At 64.1% G+C, this 5,456-nt stretch carries 3 protein-coding genes; 2 read left to right on the top strand and 1 reads right to left on the bottom strand.

What is annotated here, in order from left to right:
* The first annotated feature begins 105 nt into the window (after window positions 1–105).
* Both ACZ3TS_RS42345 and ACZ3TS_RS42340 read left to right on the top strand, forming a co-directional pair.
* Window positions 106–3,228, top strand: coding sequence for a DEAD/DEAH box helicase (locus ACZ3TS_RS42345; protein ID WP_467628403.1), 3,123 nt, complete (start codon window positions 106–108; stop codon window positions 3,226–3,228).
* A gap of 228 nt (window positions 3,229–3,456) precedes the next feature.
* Entirely contained in the window at window positions 3,457–4,119 is a 663-nt protein-coding gene (locus tag ACZ3TS_RS42340; RefSeq protein ID WP_467628400.1) for an HAD family hydrolase, read from the top strand.
* On the opposite strand, the gene ACZ3TS_RS42335 is transcribed toward ACZ3TS_RS42340, so the two are convergent.
* Entirely contained in the window at window positions 4,100–5,374 is a 1,275-nt protein-coding gene (locus ACZ3TS_RS42335) for a transcriptional regulator (protein WP_467628397.1), read from the bottom strand. The genes ACZ3TS_RS42340 and ACZ3TS_RS42335 overlap by 20 nt on opposite strands.
* Between the last annotated feature and the right edge of the window lie 82 nt (window positions 5,375–5,456).

Here is a 5,456-nt window from a genome sequence, read left to right as displayed (position 1 = left end):
GCGAGTACTTACTGGGTGGTGCCACGTCTTGCCTCTCGTTTCCTTACGTAGAGATCCTATTGGGTCCCTGTCCGGAAACTTCGGGGCACCTCACCCCTTGCGGGTGTGTACGAGGAACTCATCACGCTGCGGTTTGAGCAGAGGCTGAAAGAACTCGCCGACCTTGGTTGGCACCCGGTGAGCGACGCAGTAGGACCCGAGTCGGTGCCTCACGTGCTAGCACGCCACGTGGCCGGGACGGTGCGGCGGGTGCTGCAAGGCCTCCCACCGGAGGAGCGGGTGCACGCCGCAAATCACATCCTGGAATCCATCAGCACACTCAATGGGGCACAGGAGTGGGCGGATCTGGTGGCTACCGGTCCCCGCCAACTCCTAGCGCTGACCAAGCAGGAGGCGCCAGGCGTCTTCGCTGTTCGCCCCGCCACCCCACTCTCCGATACCGCCCTGCTCACGAACTCGCCGGAAGATCCGAGCCTCGGTTTCGAGTTGCGCGCCGAGCTAGCCACCGCCGACCGGATCGACCTGCTCTGCGCATTCGTGAAGTGGCACGGGCTGCGGATCATAGAGCAGTCCCTCAAAGCGGCCCATGAGCGCGACATACCCATACGTGTCATTACCACCACGTACATCGGAGCAACCGAGCGGCGCGCGCTGGACAGGCTGGTGCAAGAGTTCAACGCTCAGGTGAAGGTCAACTACGAGACACGGTCGACGCGGCTGCACGCGAAGGCCTGGCTGTTCCGCCGCAACAGCGGTTATGACACTGCGTACGTCGGCAGCTCCAATCTCTCCAAGGCCGCGTTGCTGGACGGCCTGGAATGGAACGTCCGGCTGTCGTCCATCGCCACACCCGACGTCCTACGAAAATTCGACGCAACCTTCGAGGCGTACTGGAGCGATCCGTCCTTCGAGACTTATGACCCAGTGACGGACGGAAACCGACTTCAGGAAGCGCTGGCCATTGCGGCAGGCACCTCTTCGAAGACGGCACGGGACCGCGGCATCACGCTGTCTGGCCTCGAGGTACGGCCTTACCCGCATCAGCGCGACATGCTAGAGCGGCTGGAGGTGGAGCGCGAGGTACATGACCGGCACCGGAATCTGCTCGTCGCAGCGACAGGCACCGGCAAGACCGTGATGGCAGCACTCGACTACAAGCAACTACGCAAGAAGTACGGCCGTGACCTGCGACTACTGTTCGTCGCCCATCGCAAGGAAATCCTGCAGCAGGCGCTCCGCACCTACCAAGACGTCTTGGTCAACGCCAACTTCGGCGAGCCCCTGCACAGTGGCGACATCCCGGAACACTGGACGCACGTCTTCGCCAGTGTGCAGACGCTCAACGCAGGTGCCCTGAACCAGCTCGCGCCTGATCACTTCGACGTGATCGTGATCGACGAGTTCCATCACGGCACGTCACCGACGTATCGGAAGATCCTCGATCATTTCGAGCCACTAGAGCTGCTGGGGCTGACCGCCACCCCCGAGCGCATGGACGGCAAGAACATCCAAGACCAGTTCTTCGGTGGCCGGATCGCCGCCGAGATGCGGCTGTGGGAGGCCTTGGAGAACGATCTCCTGAGCCCTTTCCACTACTTCGGCATCAGTGACAACACCGACCTGAGCGCCATCGAGTGGAAGCGCGGTGCGTACGACGCAAGCGCTCTGAGCAACGTACTGACCGGCAACGACGCACGAGCACGCCTGGTCGTGAAGGCCGTTGAGGATAAGGTTGCCGAGCCTGGAGGCATGCAGGCACTCGGCTTCTGCGTCTCCGTCGCGCACGCGCACTTCATGGCGGAGTACTTCCGGAGGGCCGGCCTCAATGCCGTAGCCCTGTCGGGCGAGACGCCGGCCGAGGAACGCAAGCAAGCTCTTGCTGACCTCGCATCGGGGGCACTACAGGTGATCTTCTCGGTCGACCTCTTCAACGAAGGCCTCGATATCCCCGATGTGGACACACTGCTCCTGCTCCGCCCGACCTCCAGCGCGACCGTGTTCCTCCAGCAGCTCGGCCGCGGCCTACGCCGCAGCGAGAACAAGGCGGTCCTGACCGTGCTGGACTTCATCGGCCAGCATCGCAAAGAGTTCCGCTTCGAGAACCAGTTCCGAGCCCTCACAAACCTGACGCGCAAGCGCCTCCTGGAGCACATCGAACACGACTTCCCGCAGCTTCCCTCTGGCTGCCAGATCATCCTGGAGGAGAAGGCGAAGAGAGCGATCATCGCCAACATCAAGGAACAGATCGGCGTCAACGTCACAGCGCTGGCACGCGAGGTGGCCGACTACGCCGAACCGAAGCTGAGTCGCTATCTCTACGAGAGCGGGCGCGAGCTCAAGGAGCTCTACCGAGGCAACGGGAACTCGTGGACCGGCCTGCTCCGGCGTTCTGGCCTGTTGAAGGGGGAGGCACCAGAAGGAGAAGCAGCGCTCCTCAAGCGGGTGTCCGCCTTCCTTCACGTCGACGACCCGCTGCGCGTTGCCGCGTACACACGGATGCTGGAGGACGACGCCCCGCCATACGGCGCCCTCGACGAGCAGCAGCAAACCTATGCCCGCATGCTCTTCTTCCAGCTGTGGCCCTTGGGCGGCGTCGCCCGCAAGGGCTTCGCGGACTACGACTCCGGCTTTGCAGCACTCCGCAACCAGCACGCCGTGCGCAATGAGCTACGGCAAGTGCTGGAGTACAACCTCGCTCACACCGAGCACGTCCCGATTCCGCTCATCGGGATCGGCGACCCAAAGGGAGTCCCCCTGACCATTCACGCCTCGTACAGCCGTGAAGAGATCCTCCCCGCACTTGGCCAGTCCAACATCGGTGGCTTCATGCCAGGTGACTTCCGGGAGGGCGTTAAGTGGTGCGACTCCATTAAGACCGACGCGCTGCTCATCACCCTGGAAAAGGACGAGAAGGACTTCTCACCGCAGACTCGCTACCACGATTACGCACTGAACGAGACGCTCTTCCACTGGGAGTCGCAGAACCAAACATCGGCCACGTCCCCCACCGGCCTCCGCTACCAGAATCACGCCGCTCAAGGCAGCCACATCCTGCTCTTCGTACGCCGTTACAAGACTACCGACATCGGAGGAGCCCAGCCGTGGATGCTGCTTGGGCCCGCCGAGTACGACGGTCACAAGGGGAGCAAGCCGATGGCCATTAGGTGGCGACTGAAGCATGAGATCCCGGCGGACGTGTGGACGTACTCGGCTGTTGCGGCCGGCTGACGGCTTACCCACAGTCTCCGGAAACACCGACTTCCGCCTCGAAGAGCATGTTGCCCCCACCTCATTGCTCCGACTCCCAGGCCACCCCGGGTCTCTCAACTGGTCCAGCATTGCGAGATCTACTCAGATAAATGCACTTGATCACTCATATCCGAGTAGCTCGATTTTGCACGGTTTGAAGTCTTGTGCGCCCCATATAGCCCACATGCGTCGCGCTACCCTGCCCCCATGATTCTCGCAGTGGTCTTCGACGTCGGTGAGTGCCTCGTGGACGAGACCCGTGAGTACGGAACTTGGGCCGACTGGCTCGCGGTGCCTCGCCACACCTTCCACGCGATGTTCGGTGCCGTCATCGCCCAGGGACGCGACTACCGGGAGACCTTCCAGGAGTTCCGGCCCGGTTTCGATCTCTACGAGGAGCGCGAGAAGCGGGTCGCTGCGGGGCAGGCGGAGTCCTTCGGCGAGGAGGACCTGTACGAGGACGTCCGTCCAGCCCTGGCTCAGCTCCGGGCAGATGGGTTGTGGATCGGCATCGCGGGCAACCAGACCGTCCGGGCGGGGCGGATTCTGCGGTCGTTGTTCTCCGAGGACGTCGATCTGATCGGCACCTCTGACGACTGGGGCGCCCACAAACCCGATCCCGAGTTCTTCAAGCGGGTCGCCGCCGCCGTGCCGTTCGAGGCTCGCGAGGTTCTCTACGTCGGGGATCGGTGTGACAACGACATTCGCCCGGCGCTGGAAGCCGGGATGCACACGGCGCTCGTACGCCGCGGTCCATGGGCCACGATCCAGTGGAACCGCCCCGAAGCCCGGGAGCTTCCGACCTTCCGTGTCGACAGTCTCCTCGAACTCCCCCGGCGGATTCGCGACTTCAACGACTCAGCGCGCTGACCGTCGTCGACCAGTCGTACAGACGGTCGTCGAGGTCCCGGACGCAGCTCTCGTGCTGGTGCGGGGCGAGCGCGCGTCGTACCTCCCGCACTCGCTCCATGCCTGTCGCGTACCAGGTGATGGCGAGCTGATCCAGGGCCCGGCCGGCATACTCGCACGACTTGTGAGGGTTGTTGGAGGCGGCCTCGACGGCGGCCAAGTCGCCGTACACGACGCTGCGCTGTTTGTCCTCTCCGACTGACATTGCTTCCAGGGCGCCCAGAAGAGACTCACGGGCTTGGGGCAGGTGGCCCTCGATCAGCTGCGTGTTCCCCTTGAAGGCCGCCAGGCGTGCCGGGGAGAACCAGTCCATCCACTCGGGTGAGGGATACTCGTTCCCCTGCTGGAGAACGTCCTCGGCGTGCCCGATCAGGTGCAATGCCGTACGGGTGTTGCCGCATCGGGTCTCGCACTCGGCCTCCACGGCGTCGAGCCACGCCAGAAACTCCGCCGATGCCGATGCTCGGCGAGCATACGTACGGGCCGCAATCATCCTCTCCAGCGCCGCGTCGCGATCGCCCACCCAGCCAGGGATGAACGCCATGTGCGCGAGAATCGCCGAACCCAGTAGTGGGTCGTCCGCCTCGCCCGCAGACTGCAGAGCCAGGAGCAGCGTGTCGCTCGCACTGCTCGGTTCACGACGGTCGAAGAACTCGATCCGGCCGGCGAGGAGATACGACTCCGCGAGCGCCGCCGCGACCGTACGACGTGTGGCGTCCTTCGTCTCCGGAAGCAGTACGGATCCGAGCGTTGCGTGCGCGATGACGGCCGGATGCAGCTTGGCCGGAGCCACGGACCAGTAGAGCCGACGATGAGACCGGGTTACGGCTGCGAAGTCCGTGCCGACCGTGGTGGGGTGCGTAGCAGCCACGGCCTGACCAGGGACAAGTGCCAACCCGAGTGCGGCTGCGCCACCTGCCAGAAGGGTCCGCCGTGTCCCGTCGGGCCGCGGACCGTTGGAGCCCCACGGAGGATTGAAGCCCAACGACTCCATGCTCTGCCCCAGGAGGTGCACAAGAACCCGTTGGCAGTCCGGCTGTGGCCAGGGCGGATTGTCCGACTCCCACCGTCGTACCTGACGCACTCCGATCGACAGACCGCGGATGCCCATCTCCTTGGCGCTGTGGGTGAGGGCGTCTGCCAAGTGCTGCTGCGAGTTGAAGCCGGCAGCCACGCGAGCTGCCTTGAGCCGGATGTTTCCTGTGTGAGCGGACACGGAAAACTCCCCAGTGGCGGACATGAGGGCTCCCCACTGACGGACAGATAGCCTCCCCGGTCGCGGACAGGAGATCTCCCCA

It is taken from the genome of Streptomyces sp. NPDC022910 (genome assembly GCF_055561075.1).
The sequence above is the reverse complement of the archived record's forward strand: the minus strand, read 5'-3'. Positions and strand labels throughout refer to the sequence as shown.

Excerpts from the sequence above, each read along its gene's own strand:
- ACZ3TS_RS42340 (WP_467628400.1), top strand. The coding sequence starts at position 3,457 with ATGATTCTCGCAGTGGTCTTCGACGTCGGTGAGTGCCTCGTGGACGAG.